Here is a 21,802-nt window from a genome sequence, read left to right as displayed (position 1 = left end):
GAGACGGGATCTCTCGAACACGGCGTCGCAGCGGTCGTTCCCACGCGATTCGCAAACGACGCATGCAAGGGCGGAAGGGAAACTCATGGACGGCTTCCTTATGGAGCGCGCGTCGCGTACGCAACTAGCGTTCGCTGGCTGCCTGGCGCTCCTCATACTCTGTGCACTTGTGCTGGCGGCCCCGCAGGCGACTTCGCCCTTGCCGCCGGTCGCCCCGTTCCTGCCGATGTGCGGCCTGACCGTATTCACCACCGCGACCATCGTCGCGTTTCTTCTCGCGGGCCAATTTCAAGTCAGCCGATTGCCGGTCTACGGACTGCTCGCCGGTGCCTATGCATTTGCCGCGCTGACGGTGGCCATGCAACTGCTCACCTATCCGGGGCTGTTTTCGCCAGAGGGCTTGTTCGGGGCGCGACCGAGTACGGCTGGCTGGATTTGGGTGTTCTGGCATGCCGGGTTCCCGATTTTGGTACTCGTCGCCATGATCGCGCGGCGTCTGTTCACGCCGCAGTCGATTACGCAATTGCCGTCGCCAGGGCGGGCGACGTGGATGTTCGTCGGCCTGCCGCTCATCGTCGCGGCACTGCTGTGTCTGACGGCGCTGGCCGTGCCGCTGCCGCCCGCGCTGGCCCCGGCTACAGCCCCCGGCGACTTCTCCGACAGCGGTGCCGCGCTCGTCTTGCTATTGCTCAATCTCGTGGCGCTCGGGGGCGTGTTGTCGCTGGGCCGCCTGCGCACCGCGCTCGACGTCTGGGTCGCGTTGGCGGTGCTGGCGTGCGTCACCGATACGCTGCTCAGCCTGATGAGCACGGTGCGGTTCTCGCTCGGCTGGTATCTGGCGCGCCTGTTCAGCATGTCGGCACCGGGGCTGCTGGTGTGCGTGCTGGTGTGGGAGGTGACACGGCTGTATCGCGAGCTCACGCGCGCCCACTTGCGCCTGATCGAATACAGCAATCGCGATGCGCTGACCGGCATCTTCAACCGGCGTTATTTCAACGAGCGCTTTCCCCACGATTTCGAACTGGCTCGCCGCACGGCACGGCCGTTGTCGCTGCTGATGATCGACGTCGATCACTTCAAGAAATACAACGATCTCTACGGTCACCCGGTGGGTGACGAGTGTTTGGAGAGTGTGGCCGTAGCGCTGATGCGGGCGACGCATCGTCCGACCGATCTGGTGGCGCGCTATGGCGGCGAGGAGTTCGTGATTGTGCTGCCGGACACCAATGTGAACGGCGCCCAGTTCGTCGCGACACGCGTGACGGAAAGCGTGCGGGCGCTGGCACGGCCGGGACCGGGGCCGATGGGCTACGTGACGGTGAGTGTCGGGTGCGCGACGCACGTGCCGACAGCGGGAGACGCCAGCGACACGGCGGAGCGGCTGATTGCCTTAGCCGATGAAGCGCTCTACGCGGCCAAGCGTCTGGGGCGCGACCGCATTCATGTGGCGGCGACCGAGGTTAGTGGCGCTGGGAGTGATGGGAGACAGAGCGAAGCCATCGACACGCCGCGTAGCAACCTTAGCGCGTGATGGCTTGCTTAGAGGAAATAAGCGGATTCAGACCCGCTCGTAAGTCACGAACGCGTAATTGAAGTCGTTCGGTGCGGGCGAGTGGTGCGTTTCGCGTGCGGTCTCGCGCCACTGTCCGGCGGGCAATGCCGGGAAATGCGCATCGCCTTCGAACGCCTTCGCGATTTCCGTGACGATGACCTTGTCTGCGCTCGGCAACGCTTCGGCATACAACTGCGCACCGCCAATCAGGCAAATCTCGTCGACGCCGACACACAACCGCATTGCGTCGATCAGCGAACCTGCGACTTCACATCCCTCGATCTTCAAATCGGCATTGCGCGAGACAACGATGTTGCGGCGTCCCGGCAGCGGACGGCCGATGGAATCGTACGTCTTACGGCCCATCACGACCGGCTTGCCGAGCGTGGTGCGTTTGAAGTGCGCCAGGTCTTCCGGCAGACGCCACGGCAATTGATTGTCACGCCCGATCACGCCGTTTTCGGCGAGGGCAACCACGAGAGTCAACAGGGTCATACGGCGACGGGGGCCTTGATATGCGGATGCGCTTCGTACCCGACGATGTGGAAATCTTCGTAGCGGTAATCGAAGATGGAGTCCGGCTTGCGCGAGATTTCGAGCTTCGGCAGCGGGAACGGCTCGCGGGCGAGTTGCGTTTGCACCTGTTCGAGGTGGTTGTTGTACAGATGGCAGTCGCCGCCGGTCCAGATGAAGTCGCCTACTTCCAGCCCGGTTTGCTGCGCCATCATGTGCGTGAGCAACGCGTAGCTCGCAATGTTGAACGGCACGCCGAGGAAGATATCGGCGCTGCGCTGATACAACTGGCACGAGAGCTTGCCATCGGCCACATAGAACTGGAAGAACGCGTGGCAGGGCGGCAGGGCCATGCGCGGAATCTCGCTCACGTTCCACGCCGAGACGATCAGGCGGCGCGAGTCCGGGTTCTTGCGAATTTGGTCGACGAGCTGCGAAATCTGGTCGATATGGCTACCGTCCGGCGTGGGCCACGAGCGCCATTGCGCGCCGTAGACCGGGCCGAGTTCGCCGTCCGCGTCGGCCCATTCATTCCAGATCGACACGCCGTTTTCCTGAAGGTAGCGCACGTTCGTGCTGCCCTGAAGGAACCACAGCAGTTCGTGCACGATGGACTTGGTGTGCACCTTTTTAGTCGTGACGAGCGGGAAACCGGCTTGCAGGTCGAAGCGCATCTGATAGCCGAAGACCGAGCGCGTGCCCGTACCGGTGCGGTCAGTCTTTTCGGTGCCATGGTCGAGCACATGGCGCATGAAGTCGAGGTACTGTTTCATAAGTCCATCCGTTTTGGCGGATTTTACCAGCCTCCGGGTGACGGCGTCCGAGAAGTGGCCGCCGCGAAGGCGACAGGGTGCCGAACCGTCAGCCGCAGGCCGACCCGCTCACCCGCTTCATGGGTCAATTCGCCGTCGACACGGGCGATGACTTCGTGGCCCGAGGCGAGGCGCAGCGTGTAGAGCTGATCGCTGCCTCGAAACGCGCGCCGCACGAGCGTGGCCTCGAACGGACTCGCCGGATCGTGCGTGATGTCGTCGGCCCGCAGCAGTACGTCGACACTGGTGGGTGTCTCGCCGGACGCCGCGCGCAGCAATTGGGTGGCCAGCGCTGGCGACGCCGCGATTTCTCCTAGCTCGAGGGCGATACTGCCGCCGTGGCTGTCTGCCCCGTCACGTGCACCGTCATGCGCACCATCACGCACGCCATCCCCCCCAACGTCGCTGTTCTTATCCGCTTTCGGGCCATGCGAACGAAAGGTGCCCGGCACCAGCGCGCCACGTCCGATGAAGTCGGCGACGACGCGGTTGGCCGGTGCCTGCCACAAGTCGCGGGCGGGCGACCATTGGGCGATGGCACCCGCATGCATCACGCCGATCCTGTCGGCCATGGCGAAGGCTTCGTGTTGATCGTGCGTAACGAGGATGGCGGTAGCGCCGCTCGCACGGATGATCTCGCGCACTTCCACGGCGAGTCGCTCGCGCAGGTCGAGATCCAGATTTGAGAACGGTTCGTCGAGCAGCAACAGTGCGGGCGACGGTGCCAGCGCCCGCGCCAGTGCCACGCGTTGCTGCTGTCCGCCCGAGAGTTCATGCGGATACTTGCGCAGCGCCCCCGCTAAGCCGACACGCTCGGCGAGGTCTTCCACACGAGCCTCCCGTTCGCCGCGCGGCATGCGCGAGATGCCGAAGCCGATGTTCTGCGCCACATTCAGATGCGGGAACAACGCGTAATCCTGAAACACCACGCCGACATGACGCCGCTCAGGCGGTTCGCTGCTTTGGGCGTTGGCGACTTCATGGCCGTCGAGCACGATGCGCCCGCCGCCCAGGGGCTCGAAGCCGCAAACCGCTCGCAGTACCGTCGTCTTGCCGCAACCCGACGGCCCGAGCAGACAACCGATTTCGCCGCGCGCGAGCGACAGCGACAGATCGCGCACCGCTGTGTGAGCGTGTCCGGCGGTGTCGTACGTGACGGTGATGTGGTCGAGCAGAAGGTAGGGCAGGGACATGAGGGGGCAGGAAGGTTACTTGCGGTCGGTGCAGGCGTTGATGGAAAAGTCGGCAGGAAAATAGGCGCGCCGGGCACTTTCCGAACCACCGCGCGTCAGAGACGCGATTGCGAATGCGTATAATTTACAACACGTTTAGACCGGAGAACGTCTTCCGGTTCCCTCGCGGGGTGTCTGCCGGGTGTTTCCGAGACGCGCCGCCTGCCGATTGACCCGTCTGCCGACCACCGATTCCGATTCCCTCGATGCCTTCGACGCCCCCGCCGAGCGCCGCTACCGATCTTGTTCCGACGGACAAAGGGCGGGCACCTATCGCCGCCCCCACCGCCCGCTTCCGCCATCGCCATCGGGCATGGCTGTGGCGGCTGGCCGCCTGGTTACCGGCGCTGATCGTGCTGGTGCCGATGTTCGGCATCGTGGCCGCGCTGGGGGCCGGGGATGCCGACACGCGCGCCATTCTCGTGCACATGCTCGACACGGTCTTGCCTGAGTACGCGTTGAATTCGCTACGTATCTCGCTCGCGGTGGCCGTCGGCGTGCTGGTCATGGGCGTGGCAAGCGCCTGGCTCGTCGTGAATTACGCCTTCCCGGGGCGTCGCGTACTGGCATGGGCGCTGATTTTGCCGCTCGCCATGCCCGCCTACGTGACCGCTTACGCCTATACCGACTTCCTTCAGTTCTCCGGCCCCGTGCAAAGCGCGTTGCGACGGCTGCTGGGTGTCGACCGCCTGACCGCGTTCCCGGAAATTCGCTCGTGGTATGGCGCGGCATGGGTTTTCGCCGGGGCGTTCTATCCGTATGTCTATTTGCTCGCCCGCACCGCTTTCCTCGAACACAGCCAACGGTTCTTCGAGGCGGCGCGCACGCTGGGCTGCTCGCCGTGGCAGGCGTTCTGGCGCGTGGCGCTGCCGTTGGCACGTCCGGCACTGGTGGCAGCCGTCGCCCTCGTGTTGATGGAGACGCTCGCCGATTACGGTGCCGTCGCCTACTTCGGCGTGCCGACGTTCACGACGGGGATCTACCGCGCGTGGCTGTCGATGGGTGATCGTGTCGCCGCCGCGCAGCTTTCGGTCTGTCTGCTGGCCGCCGTGCTGGTGCTGCTGACGCTCGAAGCGCGCGGGCGCGCTCGCCTGCGCTACTACGGTGCACCGGGCCGCGCACCTGCCACCACGCGCCGCACGGCGCTCAAAGGCAGCCGAGCATGGCTGGCGACGCTCGTCTGCGCGGTGCCGCTCGTCATCGGCTTTGTGTTGCCTGCGCTCATCATGCTGCGGCTGGCCGTTGCCGAACTCGATCAAGTGCCGTGGTCGCGCTACGGCGAATGGGTCTACAACACGGTGCGGCTCGCCGGGGCGGCGGCGCTCGTGGCTAGCGTGTTCGCGGTCGTGCTGGGCTACGCGCAGCGGCAGGCACCGGGGCGCGCCACGCGCGCCGCCGTACGCCTCGTCGGCGTGGGCTACGCGATTCCGGGCGCTGTGATCGCGCTGGGCATTCTGACCCCCGTGCTGCGGCTCGATACCTGGCTCGGCGGCCTCTTCGGTGCCGATGGCCTCGTGCTGGCGGGAACGGCGGGCGTGCTGATCTATGCCTACCTCGTGCGATTCCTGCCAGCGGCGCTGCAAAGCGTCGAGGCGGGGTTCGCCAGAATCTCGCCCAACCTCGATGCCAGTTCGCGCAGTCTCGGGGTGGGGGGCTGGGCGATGCTGCGGCGGGTGCATCTGCCGCTGTTGCGCGGCAGCGTGATGACGGCGGCACTGCTCGTCTTCGTCGACGTGATGAAAGAGCTACCAGCGACCCTCGCGCTGCGCCCCTTCAATATGGACACGCTCGCCGTGGTCACCAGCCACCTGGCGGCCGATGAGCGTCTAGCCGAGGCGGCCGTGCCCGCACTCACCCTCGTCGCCGTCGGTTTGCTGCCAGTGCTGGTGCTGGCGCGTGCGATCGCCCGACGCACTTGAAAAATTCTGAAACGTTTATCGGTTGCCCCTGCGATAGCGCCGCACTATAGTCGAATCAGACCCGGCAACGTTACCGGGGATATTGAGCGTCAACAAAATGATTGCGATCGTCATTTGCAAATGTTGGCTGTTCATGGCCATGGCGTCGGCACCGCCGCCTGAGGCATCGTTCAATAGCGCAGACGGCGGCTGGAGTGCCGTACTGGTGGCGGGGGCGATGCGGTAGCGGCACCTGGGAGGGACCGACACCGGCTTGTCGAGACGGACGCAAGACGTCCGGCGGACTGTCGCAACCTATCGCAACCGTTGTCAGTTTCGCGCCATGTCGGTGCGCCTTCCTTCCCCCTGGCTGACCCGCCGTTCGCCTTCGACGTGTGAGCGGCGTCGGGCGCTGTTGTCTCGTTACAGTGTTGTTTTCATGTGCCGTCGAAGCGGGGGACCGGGTGCCGAAGTGGCATTTTTACCCCTCGCGTCGCACAATCGCTGTCAATGCAGTGCCTTCGGGAGACTGGCATGGCGCTTTGGCGGATCGATCTGGTATCGCTGCGTCTGTTCGTTGCCGTTTGCGAGGAAAGCAGCATTGCGCGCGCCGCAGAGCGCGAATTCATTGCCCCGTCGGCAGTCAGCAAGCGTATCAACGACCTCGAGTCGCTGGTGGGCTCCGCGCTGCTGCAACGCCATAAGTGGGGCGTGCGCGCCACCCCGGCCGGTGAAGCGCTGCTCCATCACGCCCGCAACGTCCTGCGCAGTCTAGAGAAGATGCAGGGCGACCTCTCGGAATACACGAGTGGTGTGCGCGGCCACATCCGCATTTTTGCCAACGTGTCGTCGATCGTCGAAACCCTGCCCGACGAACTTGGCGCGTTCCTGCGCCGCCACGAAGGCGTGAAGGTCGATCTCGAAGAACACACCAGTGCGCAAGTGGTGCGCGGGGTGGCCGAAGGGGCGACCGATATCGGCATCTGCTGGGACGCGGTGGACACCCGCGACGTCGAAGTCTTCCCCTATCGTCACGATCAGATCGTGGCGGTGCTGCACCGCGAACACTGTCTCGCCGGTGCCACCGAATTGGCCTTCACCGACACGCTCGATTTCGACCATATCGGCGTGCATCCCGACAGCGCCATGTACACCGTGTTGCGCCGCCTCGCCGCCGAGCAGGGCAAGACGGTCAAATTCCGCATTCACGTTTCAACCTTCGAAGCCGTGTGCCGCATGGTGCGCGCCAATCTCGGTTTGGCCGTGGCGCCGCGCGAAGCCGTGGGTATCTACTCGCAGGTGACCGACGGCGAGGCGCTGCGCGTCGTGCCGCTGACCGACAGTTGGGCGCAGCGGCGGCTCATCGTTTGTGTGCGGCGTTACGACGCGCTACCAGTGGCGTCGCGCATGCTGGTGGACCATTTGTGCGCGCGCGGGAACAACGAAGCATCGTGAACCGCGATGTCTGGCATGCCGAAACACAACTTGTCGCCGTCCCTGCGGCGGCGGATGCTCTGGGAGCCGATAGCGATTCTGGCCGACGAGCCGGAGCGCGCCTGCATCCCGACCCCACGGGAGGAGACCCGCGATGACACAGAGTGAAGCGCGCCGCGTGCGCGATGTATTGGGCCGTCTGATCCTCGTACTTGCGCTGATGGCGCTCGGTTTTGTGGCCTTGAGCCTAAGTGGCCCGGCCCGCGCCGCCCCTGCCCAGCCGCTGGAAAAACCCAAAATCACCATCGCCGTGGGCGGCAAGCCCGGGCTGTATTACTTGCCGCTGACCATTGCCGAACAACTCGGCTACTTCAAGGACGAAGGGCTAGACGTCACCATCGACGACTTCGCGGGCGGCTCGAAAGCGCTGCAAGCCGTGGTCGGTGGCAGTGCCGATATCGGCACCGGCGCGTTCGAACACACGTTGTTGATGCAAACCAAAGGGCTGACGTACCAATCGTTCGTTGTCCTTGGTGCCGCGCCGCAGCTAGTGCTCGGCGTGGTGAAGAGTCATAGCAACGACGTGAAGGCGGTCAAGGACTTGAAAGGCATGCGTATCGGCGTGAGTGCGCCCGGTTCCAGCACCCACATGCTGGTGAACGTGGCCCTCGCGAAAGCGGGTCTCAAACCGTCGGATGTCTCGATCGTCGGGGTCGGCACCAACGCCACGGTGGTGGCGGCTGCGCGCGGCGGGCAGGTCGACGCGGTGTCCAACGTCGACCCGATGATGACGCTGCTTCAGGAGTCGGGCGACATCAAGGTGCTTATCGATACGCGCACGCAAGCAGGCACGCGCGCCATGTTCGGCGGCCCCATGCCAGCGGCGGTGATGTACGCGCCGCAGAGCTTTATTCAGAAGAACCCGCGTACTGTGCAGGCACTCGCCAATGCGATCGTGCGCGCCGACAAGTGGCTGCAACACGCCTCCGCCGCCGAACTGCTCAAGACGGTGCCGGAACCGTATTTGCTGGGCGACAAGACGCTGTATCTGAAGGCGTTTGCCAACTGCCGTGAAGCGTTTTCGCCCGACGGCATGATGCCAGCCGATGGCCCGGCCACGGCGCTGCGTGCGCTGGCGTCGTTCACGCCGGAGGTGAAGCCTGCACAGATTCGTTTGGGCGACACGTGGACGAATACCTTCGCCACGCAGGCTAATCGCCAGTACCCCTGAACCAGCCCTCTCACAAACGCGTGTTTAGACGTGAAGCCCTCGAAATTCAGCCGCCGCTACGTTGCCGTGCGCCAACTTGGGCACGGAACTTGCGATCCGAACGGGTGACCCGATGCGGGACCATTCCAGGAGCGATCACATGCAAACCACTGTGCGACTGAACGGACGTGTGCTTTGGTTGAGCGACAGCGCCGAGGCCATGACGCGGCAACTGGCTGGCGAGAATCTCGTGCGCGCCGACGCAGGCACACTGCGCGATCAGATATCCACCGACGAGATGACGCCCGCATGGGCTTGCCTCACGTTCGACGAGACGTTGGGCGACTACGTTTATGTTGGATTGCGATGCAGTGCCATCGACGGCGATCCGGCGGGCGTGTTTCCCGTCACGCCGAAAGCGGTGCGCTCGGGCGGCTTCGCGTTGTCGGTATCGGGCATGCGGCGGGGCAAGGGGTCGTCGCGCGAGGCGAGCCCGTTTGCCGAATGGTGCGCGGGCATCCGCATCGTCGTGGCCGATAGTTTCGAACGGATCTACGCGCAGAACTGCCAGAACCTCGGCCTGCTGATGTCGACCGATCAACATGTGGTCGAGCGTCTGCTCGCAGGCGAGGATGTTCCGGTCGAAGCATTCCTGGAAGACTGCGATTCGCTTGGCGAAGCCATCGTGCGCAGCGGCGGGTTGTTCGGTTACACGCGCCGTAGGCTGGCAGCGGAAGTGGTGCCGCCGCGTCCCGCGCATGCACCCGGCCCGATGACTTATGGCGAGAAGATCATCGCGCGTGCGCTTGGCGTGCCCCGCGTACGGGCGGGCGACGCCGTGTTCGTGCCAGCCGACTGGCGCTTTTCCCACGAATACGTCACGCCGATGGCGGTGAGTTTTCTGCATCACGCGTTCGACACGGTGGGCGAAACAGCGGGTGACACGAATGATGTGGCCGACGCCATGCCGCCATTGCACGACCCGGCGTCGATTCTCTGCTTTGAAGATCATTTGACGCATCTCGATGCCACAACCGGCAGCGGCCGTCCGCCCGCGTTGATCGAGGCCGCGCATCAGCTCGGCGCGGTGCAGCGTGAGTTCTGCGCCCGTCACGGATTGCGTTTGCACGGTCGCATTCCGGGCGGCGGCTCGGAAGGCATCTGCCATGCGGTCATGCTCGAACGCTATGCACTACCGGGACAAGTCGTCGTCGGCACCGATTCGCACACCCCGCACTGCGGTGCGATCGGCGCGTTTGCGTTCGGCGTCGGCGCGACCGAGATGGCTAACGCGTGGCTGACCGGCGATGCACGTCTGGCCATGCCGGGCACGTGCCTCGTGCAGTTGCGCGCGAAATTACCGGCAGGCGTGAGTGCAAAGGACCTCGCACTACACGTTTTGCATCTGCCCTACATTCGCGACGGCCGTGCCATCGGTCAAATCATCGAATTCGCCGGTGAAGCGGTGGCGCATCTGTCGACCGACGAGCGCGCCACACTGACCAACATGGTGGCCGAGATCGGCGGCCTGACCGGCATTGTGGTGCCCGATGCCGAAACCGTGCGCTATTTACAAGAGCGTCGTGGCGTGCAAATGACGCTGGAGCCTTGGATGACGAACGATGCCCAGGCGTCGTATGCCCATGTGATCGAGATCGACTGCACGCGCGTTGGCGCGATGGTGGCGAGCCCCGGAGACCCGGGCAATGGCGTGGCGCTCGCCTCGTTGGCTGCGCCTGTGCGCATCGACATTGCTTACGGGGGCTCTTGCACGGGCAGCAAACGCGACGACCTGCGGGCTTGTCACGACGTGCTCGCGTGGGGGCTCTCGCGCGGCATGCATGTGGCCGATGGCGTGCGCTTCTACTTGCAGTACGGCAGCGAGGACGTGCGTGCGTGGTGCGAGTCGCAGGGCTACACCCGCGTGTTCGAAGCGGCAGGTGTCACGCTGCTGGCGCCGGGGTGCGGTGCCTGCGTGAACGCAGGGCCGGGCGCGTCGAGTTGCGCGAGCGATGTGGTGATTAGCGCGCAGAACCGGAATTTCCCGGGGCGTTCCGGCCCGGGGCAGATGTGGCTCGGCAGTCCCGCGACCGTGGCGGCGAGCGCGCTGGCCGGCTACATCGTCAGTTTCGATCAATTACAACGCGACGCGCGCGGCGTTCCGCCGTCACGCCTCGCATCGAACCATGCGGCGGGCGGGCACTTACCAGCGCGCTAGCCATTGCGTCGCACACCGTGAGCGATGTGCGAGGCAGCAGAGGAGGGCAGCACATGCAGGACGCAGTTCGCGCGACGCCAATGCCGTTGCAGGGCATCCGCGTGGTGGAGTTCTCTCATATGGTGATGGGGCCGACGTGCGGCATGGTGCTGGGCGATCTCGGGGCCGATGTCATCAAAGTCGAGCCGGTGGGCGGCGACGCTACGCGGCGATTGCTCGGCACCGGTGCGGGGTTCTTCCGCACGTTCAATCGAAATAAGCGCAGTTTGGCCGTGGATGTCACGCGCCCGGAAGGGCGGGAGTTGCTGCTTCGGCTGGTCGGTACGGCCGACGTGCTGACCGAAAACTTCAAGCCGGGACGCATGCGTCAGATCGGCCTCGACTACGCAACGCTCGCGCGGCTTAACCCGGCACTCGTCTATGTCTCGCTCAAGGGGTTTTTGCCGGGGCCGTATGCCACGCGTACGGCGCTCGACGAAGTGGTGCAGATGATGGCCGGGCTGGCGTATATGACGGGGCCACCGGGGCAGCCGTTGCGCGCGGGGACGTCGGTCAACGACATCATGGGCGGCGTATTCGGCGCACTGGCCGCGATGGCGGCGCTGTACGAGCGCAAGACGACGGGACGCGGGCAGGAGGTGCAGGGTGCGCTCTTCGAGAATTGCGTGTTGCTCGCAGCCCAGCATATGCAGCAGTACGCCGTGACCGGCGTGGCGCCCGCGCCGATGCCCGCACGTGTGTCGGCATGGGGCATCTACGATGTGTTCACGGCGCGCGACGGCGTACAGATATTTCTTGCCGTCGTGAGCGATACGCAGTGGCGCATCTTCTGCGACGTGTTCGGGCGGCAGGATTTGGCCGACGACGCGCGGCTTGCGACCAACAACGATCGTGTGCTCGCGCGCGACTGGCTGATGCCGCTGCTTCGTGAAATGGTGCAAGGCTACGACGCCGATTATCTGTCGGCGGCGTTCGAGCGCCACGGTCTGCCGTTCGCCCCGATCGTCACGCCCCAGTCGCTGTTTGACGACCCGCACTTGCAGGCGAGCGGGGGGCTGGGCGATCTGGTCACGGACGAGGGCGAACACACCGCTGTGCCACTGCTGCCCATCACGCTGGGCGGTCAGCGCCTGCCCGCGCGTATGCCGCTGCCGACGGTGGGCGAGCATACCGGCGAGATTCTGCGTGAGATCGGCTATCGCGATGTGCAGATTGCGCGGTTGCTGGCGGAAGGCGTGATTGCCTGGCCGTCAGGGGTGCCCGGCACACCGGACGACGGGGCGGCCGCTCAGACGTCGACGGCCTCGGGCATGAGTGGCACAGGCGGCACTAACGACGCGCCGTCGACCGTGGGCAGCGGCACCTCTGATTCAGAGCGATCTGAGGGCGAATGAGGGTTCGTCTGGTTGCGGGCAAGGGGGCAGGCGCGATACGGTAGCAGGCAGTTGCATTTCGATAACCCTACCGTCGCTACCTCATGACTGCATCGCAAGACGCGCCGCTTGCCGGCGTCACCGTACTGGATCTCACCCGTTTGCTCCCCGGCCCTTTGGCCGGTCTGCGTCTCGCAGAGATGGGAGCGCATGTCATCAAGATTGAAGACACCGGCGCTGGCGACTATGCGCGCGAGATGATGCTGCGCGACGGGGAGGCGCCGCCGAGCGCGTTCTGGCGCCTGCTCAATCGCGGGAAATCGGTGGAGCGGCTCGATTTTAAGCAGGCGTCCGATCGCGACGTGTTTCTCGCTTACGTGGCGCGCGCCGATGTGCTGCTCGAAGGCTTTCGCCCGGGCGTGATGGATCGGCTCGGTTTCGGCTTCGAAGCACTCGTGCAGCATCGGCCATCGCTCGTGATGGCCTCGATCAGCGGCTACGGACAGCAGGGGCCATTGGCGCAAGCGGCGGGGCACGACATCAACTACATCGGTTACGCGGGCGTGCTCGATCAGCTTTGCGATGCGGCAGACGCACCGATCGTGCCGAATTTTCAGATTGGCGATTTGTTTGGCGGCGCGCAGGCGTGCGTCGAGGCCGTGCTTGCGGCGCTGTTTGCCGCACTGCGCACGGGACGGGGGCGGTGGCTCGACGTGTCGATGACGCATGAAGTCTTTCGCGCCAATCTGGTCCCGGCTGTGGCGTTGCATCGGCAGGGGCGTGTCGCGCGTGCTGGCGAAGATTTGCTCAACGGCGGCGTGCCTTGCTATCAGGTGTATCGCACGCAGGATGGCCGATACATGGCCGTGGGGGCGCTTGAGCTCAAGTTTTGGCAGACGTTATGCGACGTGCTGGCGCGGCCCGACTGGAAGGACCGGCACTGGATGCTCGGGCAACCGGTCGGGGGCGACGATGCCCGCGCGTTACAGGCGGAGTTGCAGGCGGTGTTTGCGAGCGCATCGCAGGCCGATTGGACGGCACGGTTCGCAAACGCCGATTGCTGCGTCACACCGGTGCTGCGATTGGAAGAGGCGATGGCGCATCCGCTGTTCGAGGGGAGGTGCGAGGTGTTGCGGGTGTGAGGCACGTGGGCATGACGCTGCGTGCCTCGTTTGGCGTTTGGCATCTGGCAGCGGCAATGGCGTTACCGAATGTCACAAAATTCCGTCGCGTCGTTTCGCAACAATGCGCGTTCATCACGTAGAGTCGTCGGTTGCCGATATCCGCCCGCCTATGACCCGATCTGCACGGAAGCCCGTACCGAAGTCAGCACGCCTGATCGGAATTCTCTCGATGACCCTGATGTGCGGCGCTTGCGCGTCGTATCAGGACGCGCCGGTCGATCACGGCAAAGTGCGCTCCACGTCGATGACGACGGCCGATCTGGCGCAGACCGACATCAATCGTATGGCCACGCTCGGTATGCGGGCCAATCTCGAAAGTCTCTATCTGCTGGCCGATAAGCTCTACAAACGCAATCCGCGCGAGTGGCGCAAGAGCGGCGCGACAACGCAGGCGCAGGCGATGGCGCAACTGCGTGCGGCGGTGGAAGGGCGTCGAACGTTGCCGGAGTTGAAAGATCTGCGTGACGTCAGAGCGCTCTCGCGTTCGCTCGATCCGGCGTTCGACGGCGATCGTGTGGCGGCCTTCGTCTTCAGCTTGTCGGACACGATCATCACCGCACATGGCGGCACCACGGTGTTCTATCTCAGCGATGGGCTCGATGCACAGCGCATCTACAATGCCGCTCGCAATGTCGAGATAGCGGCATGGCTGCTCGCGAGCCGCCGCGATCTCGCCGGGCGTCCGCTGCTGCTCGCCAACGAAATAGCCGACGTGCGCAACGTGAGCTTCGAGCGCGAGTTCGGCAAAATTGTCGGGCGGCTCGATCTGCTCGCCGAGATGCTCGACGAGAAATACCGGCGGGCTGGCATTGGATACATGCAGAACCTGCTTGGCGCGCAGTTTCTTCAGTTTTTGCCGGTGAAGTAGGCGTTTTGCCGTTGGTTGGCACCGGGCGACTCGCCTGGACGCGGAGGTCGGCACGAGGTGCCTCATAGGCTGCGATTTTCGAGTGAATGCTGTATATTTGCACAGTGTTTTTCGCCGCCACCTATGCAACCGCTTACGCCACCGCTCATGCGCAAGATCATCCACTGCGACGCCGATTGCTTCTACGCTTCGGTCGAGATGCGTGACGATCCGTCGTTGCGCGGCATTCCATTGGCGGTGGGCGGACAACCCGATCAACGGGGTGTTATCGCGACCTGTAACTACGAAGCGCGCGCATTCGGTGTGCGCTCGGCCATGCCCTCGGGACAGGCCGTCAAACTCTGTCCCGATCTGCGCATCATCCCGCCCAAGATGGAGCGATATCGCGAAGCGTCGCAGCGCATCATGGCGATTTATCGCGACTACACCGATCTTGTCGAACCGCTCTCGCTCGACGAAGCGTATCTGGATGTCTCTCATAGCGAGCGCTGTGGGGGATCCGCGACATTGATCGCCCGCGAGATCCGGGCGCGTATTGCGGCGGACGTTGGGCTGACGGTGTCCGCTGGGGTCGCACCTAACAAGTTCATTGCGAAGATCGCGAGCGACTGGCGCAAACCGGACGGCATGTTTGTCGTGCGCCCGGCAGAAGTCGACGCGTTCGTCGCCGTCCTACCGGTCGAGCGATTGTTCGGCGTGGGCAAAGTCACGGCCGAAAAACTGCGCGCGCTGGGTGTCGACTCGTGCGGCGATTTACGCGGCCATTCACTCACCGAATTGACCGAGCGCTTCGGCGTGTTCGGGCAACGCCTTTACGAACGTTGTCGAGGGATCGACACGCGCGAAGTCACACCGGACCGCGAGCGTAAATCGATTAGCGTGGAGACCACCTATACGCGCGATCTCCGTACCCTGGCCGATTGCGAGGCGGCACTCGAACCGCTCATCAGTCAGTTGCACGAGCGCATTGCACGCGCGCGACGAGGGGAGCCGGTCGCCATCGCCAAAGTGTTTGTCAAAGTGCGCTTCGCAGACTTCTCTCGTACGACGGCAGAGGCCGGGGCGCTGGGCGTTGACCCGGAGCAATGCCGCGAACTATTGGCCGAAGCCGTGGGTCGGCGAAGCCGCCCAGTGCGGTTGATGGGCGTGGGCGTGCGAATGCTCGAAGCGCAGGCGGCGCGGCAGTTGCGGTTGTTCGACGATTGGGACGACTTTCCCGCCGAATCTCACCCAAGCACGCGATAATGCGGCATCACGCATCGCGGATGCGCATAGTGGGCAAAGGCAGCATAGGGAGGTAAGCGATGACGGAGATCGTCGAAGTGACACTGCGGCTCACCGCGGCATTGCTGTTGGGCGGGCTGGTCGGACTCAACCGTAACTTGCATCACAAATCGGTCGGGTTACGCACGCTCGCCATTGTCTCGTTCGGCTCGGCACTGTTCGTACTGGCCGTCGTGCCGTTCCCCGGTTCGGATATCGCCACCGACGCGTCGTCGATTGGGCGCGTCGTGCAGGGCATTGTGGCGGGCATCGGCTTTCTTGGCGCAGGCTGTATCGTGCGCTCGGGGCGCAGTGCCAACGTCCATGGCTTCACCACCGCAGCGGCGCTCTGGAGTACGACGGGCATCGGCATCATCTGCGGGCTAGGCCGCTGGCACATTGCGCTCGTCGCGATGGTGCTGCTGCTTATCGTGCTGGCGGTCGGCGGGCGTATCGAAGCCCTCGCACACCGCTGGCTGGGCCACGACGATCGGTCGCCGGACGCAACTGCCGGGGACGCGTCGGCGCCGCGTGGGCCCGACGACAAGTGACATCGACCTGCGGTACGCTGAAGAGGCACATCGCACCCTCCTTGCCCCGGATACAGCGGGCAAATTCCTGCGGATACCGAAGAAAAATGCCCGCCGAAGCGGGCAAATGACGTTGTCGCAGTACCCCCAAAAGGACGTAAGAGGGCGATTTCATTTTGGTCAACCGAGTACCTTTCGCCAATCGGGGCTTGCCCGATTAGGGAAAGCACGCTCGGGAGAACGCTTAAGCGCCCACCCCCCTCCCTGCGTAATTCTTATTACTGAAGCGCGCGTAACTCGGTGGCCCGCGCCCGCGCGACACGCTGGCCGTCGGCCTGTAGCGTGGCCGTGGCGGCGTCGGCTTGCTGCGCGGCATCGGCTGCACTCGTGTAAGTCACGATGGCGGCTTGCCGTTCACGCCGGAATCGGTCGGTGATGGGCGCACATTCGGTGGCGGCTTCGTCGGCAAGCCGTGCCGGATCGGGCACGAGATTGACGTAGCGCGCGACGTGTCCGTACAGGCAGGTCCGGTACTGATCGGCGGCCGCGTTGGCGGCGGCGAGATGCCGATCGCGCAACGTGGCGGCATCCGGTGCCGTCTGGGTAGCTTTCTGGGCCGCTGGCGGCGACTTTGACGGCCCAGCGCAGCCGGTAACGAGTACGGCGACTGTCACGGCGAGGGTCAGCTTGAGGGTTCGAGAGAGCGAATGCGGCAAGGCAGTAAATCGGCCTGCGTATGCGCTGGCCAAAGTCGGAAACGTCCGAGTCATGAGGTAATCGACGCCGATGGCATAAAGTCCGCGATGCCGCTATGGTACGGGATTTGACGGACCAATCCGATACCGGCACGAGAGTGTCGCGCCGATCTGACATGAGCGAATTTCAAAAGGGACTAGTGTGGCTGCGGCGCGATCTGCGCTGCACCGACAATGCGGCGCTGGCGCAAGCCTTGGCGACGTGCGAACAGGTGTACGTCGTGTTTGTGTTCGATACGACGATTCTTTCCGCACTACCGCGCGACGACCGCCGGGTCGCATTTATTCACGAGAGCGTCACGGCATTGGCGCACGACCTAAAGGCGGCGGGCGGGGCGTTGATCGTGCGTCATGGCGATCCGGTCGAACTGATCCCGTCGCTCGCGCAATCGCTGGGGGTGCAGGCTGTCTTCGCCGGGCGCGACTACGAGCCGGATGCCGTGGTGCGTGACCGTAAGGTTGCCCGTTTGCTGGACGACGCGGACATTGCGTTCGAACCGGTTAAAGATCAGGTCATCTTCGAAATGAGCGAGGTGCTGACGGCGCAGGGCGAGCCGTACAGCGTCTTTACGCCATACCAGCGCGCGTGGCTCAAGCAGGTGCGGCCGGTCGATTTGGCACCACATGGCCGCCCGGGCGACATGAAGCGTTTGGCGGTGCCCGCGGGCGTCGAGATGTCGGTGCCGTCGCTGGCTGCGTTGGGGTTCGACGTGCCAGCCGAGCGGCGCATGGCCATTCCGGCAGGGGAGGCGGGGGCGCGGCAATTACTCGACGACTTCCTGCCGCGCATGGCGCATTACCACGAGCGTCGCGACTACCCAGCGGTGCGCGGGCCGAGTTATCTCTCCGTGCATCTGCGCTTCGGCACGATCTCCATCCGCACGCTCGCACGCGAAGCCCACGCCGCCATGCTTCGGGGCGGCGATGCGGGGGCTGGCGCGCAGACATGGCTAAGCGAGCTGATCTGGCGCGAGTTCTATTTCATGATCCTGCATCACCATCCACAGGTTGTCGGGCAGGCGTTCAAACCCGCTTACGACGCGATTCAGTGGGCCAGCGGTGCCGCTTCCGATGCCGACTTCAAGGCGTGGTGCGAGGGCCGCACGGGCTACCCGCTAGTCGACGCCGCGATGCGCCAGATCAATCAGACGGGATACATGCACAACCGCTTGCGGATGGTGACGGCCAGCTTTCTGGTGAAGGATTTGGGCATCGACTGGCGCCGCGGCGAGGCGTATTTCGCCATGGCGCTCAACGATTTCGATTTGGCCGCGAACAATGGCGGCTGGCAGTGGGCGGCTTCGACCGGCTGTGATGCACAGCCGTACTTCCGCATCTTCAATCCGGTGACCCAGTCGGAGAAGTTCGACCCGCAGGGGCGCTTCATCCGGAAATACGTGCCGGAGTTGGCCGATTTGCCGGACAAGGCATTGCATGCGCCTTGGCGCGCCGATGCACAGGTGCTTGCGCAAGCCGGTGTCGAGTTGGGCCGCGATTACCCGCAGCCGCTGGTGGCGCACGATATCGCCCGCAAGGAGACGCTGGCCCGTTACGCGGTGGTGAAGACGCCTGCCACGTCAGCAGGGGCAGACGACGTGCCGGACTGAAATTGCGTCGAATTGGCGATACGCGCGGCTAACCTGCGGAAAACCTGTCGAAAAACGCGGCGGCAAACCTGCATATATATCGGTGTATACCCCGGTCAACTTTCTTCTCCGTCATCCGTTGATAGAGGTAAGACACGAAAGAGGTCTGGGCAACGGTAGCGGAGGTCACGTCGGGGGGCGTAGGTCATCGCCGCCGGTGTCAGGGAGGAAGCAGAGCAAGACCGATGGAAGTGCTCGACATACGAGCGAGGGCAGGCCAAAACCACACTACGGGGAAGCTAAACACCTTTGCCGCTCAGACGGCAGCTTCGAATCACGGGGTTAGCGACAAGCGAGTGCCCGAAACCGAGAGGTTTCGGGCTTTTTTTTGGTTCATCGCGGATTGACGTTGCGCGTGAGCACGAGCAGCGTCCAGACCGCGAGGTTGAACGGCAGCGTGAAGTACGGCCAGCCAATCGGTGCGAGCAGGCTGCCCAGCGCCACGCAAATCAGCCCGGCGAGCACCGCACCGGCTAATCGCACCGCAGGGCTGCGGTGAAACACGCCAAGACCGAGGGCGGCCAAAAAACCATTCACACCGATGCCGCCCGCTTGTACCGCCAGCGCGGGCCAGTGTTGCGCCAGCAAAGCGATGCCAAGCCATGTCGCGATGCCTGCTGCCAGTGCCCAGACGGTTGCGCGAGCGTTCCACAGCGCCAGCACGTACCACGTGAGCAAACCGAGCACGAGCGGCCCCACGAAGACGACCTGACCCACCGAGCAGAATACGAAGCCCGGCGTGCCCGTATCGCACGCGAACGCACTGGCACGCGGCAACAAGCCAAGCCAAGGCTGCATGGCCCAGGAAAGTGCCATGACGCCGACGAAGGGGCCCGTGAGCGCTGGAAGCTGGCGGCGGGCGAGTTCCGCCGACGCGATGACCGTTAAGCCAACACACACGGAAAGCCAAACGGCGAGCGCGATATCGGGCTGCCATAGCGCGCCGAAGGCGATGCCGGTCAATGCGCCGTTGTAGCCGAACAGGCCGTTGCGCCGGGCATCGCGTGGCAGGCGCAGCACTAGCGCTATAAATGTAGCGCCGACGCTCGCAGCCAGCCCCATGAGGGCCGCCGGGCGATCGGCGAGCCACAGTACGGCGAATAACAGCATGCCGATACCGGCCGATGGAATGAAATAGATCTGCGCGAAATGCGCCGTCACACTGCCTAGTTCGCCCTTCAACCAGCGGTGCAGTGCGAAGGCAGGCGCGGCCGATGCCGACAGTGGGGGCGTAGGCATCGGGGGCGGAAGTGGTGGATGTGGCGACGAATGGGGCGGGGGCATGAGGCGGCGGTTCGAGCGATCAGGAGCCAGACGGTCTGGACGATATCCGCTGCCGATCAATGTTCGATGCCATAGGCAATGGACGATTGGCGCGAGCTTACGCTGAACCCACGCGTATGGGCGTGCGCGCTCGTTATAGTCCGTATCAGGCGTGCTGCGCAGGAGATATGGGCGACGACAATGCCGCCTCCCCAAGACGCCCAAAAACACAAAACCCGCGCACAGTGACGCGGGTTTTGCTTGCAACGAGAGCCCGGGAGGCCTCGGGCGAACTTACTTGCCGCCGCCCTTGGCTGGCTTGGCTGCCCAGTTGTCCTTGAGCGACACGATACGGTTGAACACCGGCTTGCCCGGGACCGAGTCGTGACGATCCGCCACGAAATAGCCGTGGCGCTCGAATTGCACGCGGTCTTCGGGAGCGAAATTGAGCAGGCCCGGTTCGACATAGGCTTGCGTCACGCGCTTGGCGTTCGGGTTCAACGCGTCGAGGAAATTCTTCTCGCCAGCATCCGGGTGCGGATCGAGGAACAGACGATCGTAGATACGCACTTCAGCCGCCAGCGCATGCAGCGCGCTCACCCAGTGGATGTTGCCCTTGACCTTGTAGTTGTCAGCCCCCGGCGTGCCCGAGCGGCTGTCTTCAAAGTAGTTGCAATGCACCGCCGTCACGTTGCCGTCTGCGTCGGTATCGAAGCCCGTGCACTCCACGACATAGCCATAGCGCAGACGCACCTTATTGCCCGGGAACAGGCGGAAGAAGCCCTTGACCGGTTCGGCCTGGAAGTCTTCACGTTCGATCCACAGCTCGCGCGAGATCGGGAACGTGCGCATGCCGCGCTCCGGGAAGTGCGGGTGCACCGGGGCGTGGCAGTCTTCCTGCTGGCCCACCGGATAGTTGTCGATGATCAACTTGAGCGGATCGAGCACGGCGGTTGCACGCGGTGCCTTCGGGTCGAGGTCGTCACGCAGGGCGCCCTCGAGAATGCTCATATCGATCCACGAGGCCGACTTGGCCACGCCGATGCGATCGCAGAACAGTTGCAGGCTTTCCGGCGAGAAGCCGCGACGGCGCAGGCCGACGAGGGTCGGCATACGCGGATCGTCCCAGCCGTCGACGTGCTTTTCATCGACCAGTTGACGCAGCTTGCGCTTGCTGGTGATCGCATACGTCAGTTGCAGACGCGCGAATTCGATCTGTTGCGGCATCGGACGCGTGAACAGGCCTGCATCGGCCAGCTCGGCAAGCACCCAGTCGTAGAACGGACGCTGATCTTCGAACTCGAGCGTGCACAGGCTGTGCGTGATGTTCTCGATGGCGTCTTCGAGCGGGTGCGCATACGTGTACATCGGATAGATGCACCAGGCGTCGCCCGTACGATGGTGATGCGCATGACGAATACGATAGATCGCCGGATCGCGCAGATTGATGTTCGGCGACGACATATCGATCTTGGCGCGCAGCACGTGCGTGCCGTCGGCGAACTCGCCCGCGCGCATGCGGCGGAACAGGTCGAGGTTCTCTTCGACAGTGCGATTGCGGAACGGCGAATCTTTGCCCGGCTCGGTCAGCGAGCCGCGATTGGCGCGCATGTCTTCGAAGCTCTGGCTGTCGACGTAGGCCTTGCCGCGCTGGATCAGCATCTCGGCGCCTTGATACAGCGTCTCGAAGTAGTCGCTGGCGAAATAAAGGTGTTCCTTGCCCGGCGTGTCGTAGCTGAAGCCGAGCCACTTCACCATCTCGATGATGGAGTCGACGTATTCGGTTTCTTCCTTCTCGGGGTTGGTGTCGTCAAAGCGCAGATGGCACACGCCACCGTAGTCGCGCGCCATGCCGAAGTTCACGCAGATCGCCTTGGCGTGACCGATGTGAAGGTAGCCGTTGGGCTCCGGCGGGAAGCGCGTCTCGACGCGCTGGCCCCATTTGCCCGAGCGGTTGTCTTCGTCAATGATGTTGCGGATGAAATTGGATGCCGCGGTCAGCTCTGTGCTCATGCCAGTCCAGTGTTCGGAATTTGCCGAATATTCTACCG

At 64.1% G+C, this 21,802-nt stretch carries 17 protein-coding genes; 11 read left to right on the top strand and 6 right to left on the bottom strand.

What is annotated here, in order from left to right:
• The first annotated feature begins 85 nt into the window (after window positions 1–85).
• A complete protein-coding gene (locus PPN31114_RS07915; RefSeq protein WP_150678850.1) occupies window positions 86–1,531 on the top strand; it encodes a sensor domain-containing diguanylate cyclase in 1,446 nt (481 codons plus the stop codon).
• Between the two features lie 27 nt (window positions 1,532–1,558).
• Here PPN31114_RS07915 and PPN31114_RS07910 read toward each other — a convergent pair whose 3' ends face one another.
• The 3 genes from PPN31114_RS07910 to PPN31114_RS07900 are packed head-to-tail and all read right to left on the bottom strand — an operon-like array spanning window position 1,559 to window position 4,070.
• Entirely contained in the window at window positions 1,559–2,047 is a 489-nt protein-coding gene (locus PPN31114_RS07910; RefSeq protein ID WP_150678849.1) for a dihydrofolate reductase, read from the bottom strand.
• Complete coding sequence (locus PPN31114_RS07905; RefSeq protein ID WP_150678848.1) at window positions 2,044–2,838, bottom strand: thymidylate synthase; 795 nt, start codon at window positions 2,836–2,838, stop codon at window positions 2,044–2,046. The genes PPN31114_RS07910 and PPN31114_RS07905 overlap by 4 nt, the downstream gene beginning before the upstream one ends.
• Window positions 2,839–2,861: 23 nt before the next feature.
• Window positions 2,862–4,070: an ABC transporter ATP-binding protein gene (locus tag PPN31114_RS07900; RefSeq protein WP_150678847.1), complete on the bottom strand. Its 1,209-nt coding sequence runs from the start codon at window positions 4,068–4,070 to the stop codon at window positions 2,862–2,864.
• 245 nt (window positions 4,071–4,315) lie between these two features.
• On the opposite strand from PPN31114_RS07900, the gene PPN31114_RS07895 reads away from it, so the two are divergent.
• The 9 genes from PPN31114_RS07895 to PPN31114_RS07855 all read left to right on the top strand — a co-directional run bounded on the left by PPN31114_RS07895 (window position 4,316) and on the right by PPN31114_RS07855 (window position 16,108).
• Window positions 4,316–6,028 (top strand): ABC transporter permease, encoded by a 1,713-nt coding sequence (locus PPN31114_RS07895; protein ID WP_150678846.1) that lies wholly within the window; start codon window positions 4,316–4,318, stop codon window positions 6,026–6,028.
• Between the two features lie 513 nt (window positions 6,029–6,541).
• Entirely contained in the window at window positions 6,542–7,462 is a 921-nt protein-coding gene (locus PPN31114_RS07890) for a LysR family transcriptional regulator (RefSeq protein WP_150678845.1), read from the top strand.
• A gap of 133 nt (window positions 7,463–7,595) precedes the next feature.
• Window positions 7,596–8,672 (top strand): ABC transporter substrate-binding protein, encoded by a 1,077-nt coding sequence (locus tag PPN31114_RS07885; protein ID WP_150678844.1) that lies wholly within the window; start codon window positions 7,596–7,598, stop codon window positions 8,670–8,672.
• 139 nt (window positions 8,673–8,811) lie between these two features.
• Entirely contained in the window at window positions 8,812–10,869 is a 2,058-nt protein-coding gene (locus PPN31114_RS07880) for an aconitase family protein (RefSeq protein ID WP_150678843.1), read from the top strand.
• A gap of 53 nt (window positions 10,870–10,922) precedes the next feature.
• Complete coding sequence (locus PPN31114_RS07875) at window positions 10,923–12,263, top strand: CaiB/BaiF CoA transferase family protein (RefSeq protein WP_150678842.1); 1,341 nt, start codon at window positions 10,923–10,925, stop codon at window positions 12,261–12,263.
• A gap of 83 nt (window positions 12,264–12,346) precedes the next feature.
• Window positions 12,347–13,384 (top strand): CaiB/BaiF CoA transferase family protein, encoded by a 1,038-nt coding sequence (locus PPN31114_RS07870; protein ID WP_150678841.1) that lies wholly within the window; start codon window positions 12,347–12,349, stop codon window positions 13,382–13,384.
• Between the two features lie 211 nt (window positions 13,385–13,595).
• Complete coding sequence (locus PPN31114_RS07865) at window positions 13,596–14,294, top strand: hypothetical protein (RefSeq protein ID WP_150678840.1); 699 nt, start codon at window positions 13,596–13,598, stop codon at window positions 14,292–14,294.
• 147 nt (window positions 14,295–14,441) lie between these two features.
• A complete protein-coding gene (gene dinB / locus PPN31114_RS07860) occupies window positions 14,442–15,539 on the top strand; it encodes a DNA polymerase IV (RefSeq protein WP_150678839.1) in 1,098 nt (365 codons plus the stop codon).
• Window positions 15,540–15,598: 59 nt separating this feature from the next.
• Window positions 15,599–16,108 carry an MgtC/SapB family protein gene (locus PPN31114_RS07855; protein ID WP_150678838.1) on the top strand — a complete coding sequence of 170 codons (510 nt, stop codon included), beginning with the start codon at window positions 15,599–15,601 and terminating at the stop codon, window positions 16,106–16,108.
• Between the two features lie 257 nt (window positions 16,109–16,365).
• Here PPN31114_RS07855 and PPN31114_RS07850 read toward each other — a convergent pair whose 3' ends face one another.
• The gene (locus PPN31114_RS07850) at window positions 16,366–16,857 is read right to left on the bottom strand and encodes a hypothetical protein (protein WP_150678837.1); all 492 of its coding nucleotides are present in this window, start codon (window positions 16,855–16,857) and stop codon (window positions 16,366–16,368) included.
• Between the two features lie 101 nt (window positions 16,858–16,958).
• Here PPN31114_RS07850 and PPN31114_RS07845 point away from each other — a divergent pair, with 101 nt between their 5' ends.
• The gene (locus PPN31114_RS07845; RefSeq protein ID WP_150678836.1) at window positions 16,959–18,449 is read left to right on the top strand and encodes a cryptochrome/photolyase family protein; all 1,491 of its coding nucleotides are present in this window, start codon (window positions 16,959–16,961) and stop codon (window positions 18,447–18,449) included.
• A gap of 372 nt (window positions 18,450–18,821) precedes the next feature.
• On the opposite strand, the gene PPN31114_RS07840 is transcribed toward PPN31114_RS07845, so the two are convergent.
• The gene (locus PPN31114_RS07840; RefSeq protein WP_174987776.1) at window positions 18,822–19,727 is read right to left on the bottom strand and encodes an urea transporter; all 906 of its coding nucleotides are present in this window, start codon (window positions 19,725–19,727) and stop codon (window positions 18,822–18,824) included.
• Window positions 19,728–20,045: 318 nt separating this feature from the next.
• Window positions 20,046–21,764: a glutamine--tRNA ligase/YqeY domain fusion protein gene (locus PPN31114_RS07835; RefSeq protein ID WP_150678834.1), complete on the bottom strand. Its 1,719-nt coding sequence runs from the start codon at window positions 21,762–21,764 to the stop codon at window positions 20,046–20,048.
• Between the last annotated feature and the right edge of the window lie 38 nt (window positions 21,765–21,802).

The sequence above is a fragment of the Pandoraea pneumonica genome, from assembly GCF_902459645.1.
GTDB lineage: Bacteria > Pseudomonadota > Gammaproteobacteria > Burkholderiales > Burkholderiaceae > Pandoraea > Pandoraea pneumonica.
This window is presented reverse-complemented; position numbering and strand designations above follow the sequence as displayed.